This is a genomic window from Plesiomonas sp. (assembly GCF_051650925.1).
Classification (GTDB): Bacteria; Pseudomonadota; Gammaproteobacteria; order Enterobacterales; family CAMTGL01; genus Plesiomonas.
Genome location: NZ_JBOFRH010000572.1, coordinates 1 through 4,262, shown reverse-complemented (window position 1 = coordinate 4,262; position 4,262 = coordinate 1). Strand labels below are relative to the sequence as shown.

The 4,262-nt window shown below is 48.9% G+C and carries 3 protein-coding genes; all 3 read right to left on the bottom strand.

Features of this window, described 5'->3' with window-relative positions:
* Nucleotides 1–350: phosphate ABC transporter ATP-binding protein (locus tag ACRC27_RS13550; RefSeq protein ID WP_438640125.1), on the bottom strand; the 350-nt coding region annotated here is incomplete at its 3' end.
* A gap of 36 nt (nucleotides 351–386) precedes the next feature.
* Nucleotides 387–2,036 (bottom strand): phosphate ABC transporter permease PstA, encoded by a 1,650-nt coding sequence (pstA, locus tag ACRC27_RS13545; RefSeq protein WP_438635516.1) that lies wholly within the window; start codon nucleotides 2,034–2,036, stop codon nucleotides 387–389.
* Nucleotides 2,037–2,046: 10 nt separating this feature from the next.
* Nucleotides 2,047–4,262: ABC transporter permease subunit (locus ACRC27_RS13540; protein ID WP_438640124.1), on the bottom strand; the 2,216-nt coding region annotated here is incomplete at its 5' end.

Genomic DNA, 4,262 nt, shown 5'->3' with positions numbered 1-4,262 from the left:
GGGTTTGGCCGCTGAAATACCATACCCACACGACGGCGCAGCGCGGCAACATCAACCGAATTATCATAAATATTCTGGCCGTGCAGTAAGATCTCACCGTCAACTCGGCAGCTATCAACCAGATCATTCATCCGGTTGATACTGCGCAACAACGTTGATTTACCACACCCTGACGGGCCGATAAATGCGGTGACTTGCCCTTTCGGGATCTTCATGTTGACGTTAAACAGTGCCTGCTTTGTTCCGTAAAACAGATCTAAGTTTTTCACCTCCAGCGCGGTTTGTTCGGCCGTCAGGTTTTCCAAATCCAACGTCTGAGCGTCTGCTGCATCAGCATTAATCGTAATCATTGCTATTTCCTGTCAATACTGCCTATCACCGGCTGGTTAAATATCCATTGAACGGTATTTTTCACGTAAATGGTTGCGGATGCCAATTGCGGTCAGGTTCAAACCCACAATTACAGTCACCAGCAGGAACGACGTTGCGAACACCAGTGGGCGAGCCGCTTCAACGTTCGGGCTTTGGAAGCCAACATCATAAATATGGAAACCTAAGTGCATAAATTTACGATCAACATGCACATACGGGAAGTTAAGATCGACCGGCAAGGTCGGCGCCAACTTCACCACACCCACCAGCATTAACGGGGCTGTTTCACCCGCAGCACGTGCAACGGCCAAAATCAATCCTGTCATAATGGCCGGGCTAGCCATAGGGATCACTATCCGCCACAAGGTTTCTGCTTTGGTAGCCCCTAGCGCCAGTGAACCTTGACGTACCGCACTAGGAATTCGTGATAGCCCCTCTTCGGTTGATACAATAACAACCGGTAGAGTCAAAATCGCCAGTGTAATGGCTGACCACAAGACCCCCGGCGTACCAAAGGTTGGGTTTGGCAGTGCTTCTGGATAGAACAATTTATCGATATTGCCGCCAATCATGTAGACAAAAAAGCCTAACCCAAATACGCCGTAGACAATGGAAGGCACGCCAGCAAGGTTAATCACCGCAATACGGATCATCTTGGTAACCACGTTTTTACTGGCATACTCATGCAGGTAAATCGCGGCGACCACGCCCAGTGGTGTCACCAAAATTGACATTAGCAGCACCATAAACACCGTACCAAAAATGGCTGGGAATACGCCGCCTTCGGTATTGGCTTCGCGTGGGTCTTCTGTCAGGAATTTCCAAACCTGATGAAACCAATGCCCCACTTTTGCCATGCCGTGCATGTCATTGGGGTAATACGCATCGACCACATTTGACATCGGAATGCTGACAATCTCACCACGCATATCACGCACGAGCAGCGCATCGCGATCAGTTTGATCGCGCAGGCTCATCAGTTGCTTTTCAAGTACCGCATATTGGCGGTTAAAGCCTTCCCGATCAGCGGCAATCTGCGCTTCTTCTTTTTCATTGCTCGTGCCGTTAAGCTGCAAGCGACGCTCTTTCATACGCAGCTTTTCAAGCCCGTAGTTAATTGCACCAATCTCAACTTTTTGCAGACGTTCTATCTGATCATCAAGCTCAAGCACCCGATTCAAACGGCGTTGCATCTCACTTTTTAGATCAGAGGCAATCAGTGGCTGACCATTTTCTGTCATGCCGGTCAAAAAACCGTAAAAATTACCGTTTTTGGTACGTTCAACCACCATCACGCCTTCAGGAACGGTACGTTTGGTAATTTCAGTATCAAGCAGTGTACGGAAATCAAGATTAACGTACTCACGGTTACCGGTTTTGATCAGGTAACGTGGAATATCAGTTTCTTCACTGCCATACAGGTCAACGTTATTGGCCAGCAAGCGTTCACGCGGCACCAACTCTTTGCCGTGTATTTCACCGATAACCTGCTCAATACCCTGCGGCGTTTTTGTCTCAAACTGATACACAGTGTGCGGCCAGAAATAGACTAAACCGCGCGCACCAATCAGCACCAATAGCCCAATCACTGCAATCAGGCTTAAGGAGACGGCTCCCGCCGTCATCCAGATCCAAGGCGTTCCTGATTTAAACCACTTATTCATCACTCTTCCCTTACAGCGAGCTGTACTTATCGCGTAAACGCTGACGGATATATTCGGCTATGGTGTTGAACACAAACGTAAAGACAAACAGAACAAAAGCGGTCAAGAACAGCACCCGATAGTGTGTACTCGCTACTTCTGCCTCTGGCATCTCAACGGCGATGTTCGCAGCCAGCGTGCGCAGCCCTTGGAACAAGCTCCAATCGAGAATCGGTGTATTCCCGGTGGCCATCAGTACGATCATAGTTTCACCCACGGCACGGCCAAGCCCTATCATCACCGCAGAGAAGATCCCCGGACTGGCGGTCAGTAACACCACCCGAGTCAGGGTTTGCCATGGGGTTGCCCCGAGAGCCAGTGAACCGTTAGTTAAGTTACGCGGTACACTGAAAATCGCATCTTCAGCAATCGAGAAAATACTCGGGATAACCGCAAAACCCATCGCAATACCCACAACCAGCGCATTACGCTGATCGAACGTAAAGCCAAGCTCATTGCTGAGGAAATTACGAATATCGCCGCCAAAGAAGGTGTGGTCGATAACCGGACTCAGACTAAACGAGGCATACGCCACCAGTAAAATCACCGGTATCAGAATGAGTGCATCCCACCCTTCACGCATATGATGACGTAAACTGTCAGGAATTTTTCCCCACAAAAATGCGGTCAACAAAATCGAAAGGGGTAATGCAATCAGGAACGTCGCCACACCAGTCAGATACTGTTCGAGTACCGGCGCTAACCACAATCCGGCCAAAAAGCCCAAAATAACGGTCGGCAATGCGCCCATAATTTCCAGCGTTGGCTTGATGATCTTGCGCATACCCGCCGACATAAAATAAGCGGTATAAATCGCGCCCGACAGAGCCAGCGGTACGGCAAACAGCATCGCATAAAATGCCGCTTTTAACGTACCAAACGAGATAGGAACAAGGCTAAGTTTTGACTCAAAGTCATCACTGGCAGAGGTGGATTGCCACACATATTGCGGCTCACGGTAACCTTCATACCAAACCTTATTCCACAGGGCGCTCCAGCTCACTTCCGGATGCTCATTATGTACATCAAACAGAGCCCAATTACCCTCTTCTTCCAGCAACATACCGTTTGCCCGTGACGAAATAGTCAGCGCATACGGTTTGTTATCCAGCAATTTTTCCTGAAATAAGCGGTTTTCACTGGTGGTGTAATACAGCCCGACATCACCGTTATTGTGCAGCGTTGCAAAACCTCGGCGGAAATATTCTGGCTGAATTTTTTGCACACCCGCACTGCCGGTTGCCAGCTCACGAATCTTGGTCAGCACAGGCCCTTTACCGGAATTAACATCAAACCATTGGGTGATCTTGCCATCATCACTGGCGACCAGTAACGAACTGCCACCGGCCATGAGCGACAATTGTGTTGGCATCGCCTCTGTGGTTAGCGTTGTCACTTCACGCAGCTCTGGGCTATCACCACGCAGATCATAGACATACAGCTGTTTGGCCGACAGCACATACAAGAAGCGGCCATTTGGTGTAATCAGCAGATCACTAATTTGCTTGGGCAAATCAGGTACGGTTGTGACATCCCCTTTCCACTCAATATCACCGCTCATCATATTCTCTTGTGCTTCGTATTTACCGAATAACAAGCGATGATCGGCGGTTAAACCGGCCAACTCAGCGGATTCATCTTGTGTACTAATGGCTAAACGCACTAACGGCTGCTTTTGGCTATCTAGCAACAGTGGCGTTTCGCCCAGCGGAAACTTCAATTTCGGGCTGGTATGACGCAGGTTATCCTCACCAAAAATTGACGAGAACTGCGGCTGAAACACCGTTACCGAACCATCTGCATTCCCCAGCGCATACACCCCAACACTGGGTATTGTTTTTGCAACAGAAGAAACGTTTTGGCTCAGTTGCTGTTTTAATAGCACCGTACCCGGCTTGTCGGCACGATCACCGACCAGCTGAATGTAGGTAATCTCACCGTCTTGCGTCAGCCGGTAGCCCGCTTCACTGCGTTCATCCAGACCGAGGAAAATAGCGGGTTTATGTGTATCAATCGCGATCTGCTGCTGTTTAACCACAGAAGCGGATTTAAATAACGGTAAAATAATGTAAAGCAGGTAAAAAAAGATCAGCATTAAGGCAACCAAGACCAACATCCCGCCACCAGTAACACCGTATTTTGCAAGCTTATCTTTGAGCGCTCTGCTTTTGCTTCCCTTTAAAGAAA

Coding starts and splice junctions, on each gene's coding strand:
- pstA (WP_438635516.1), bottom strand. CDS start 2,036: ATGAATAAGTGGTTTAAATCAGGAACGCCTTGGATCTGGATGACGGCG.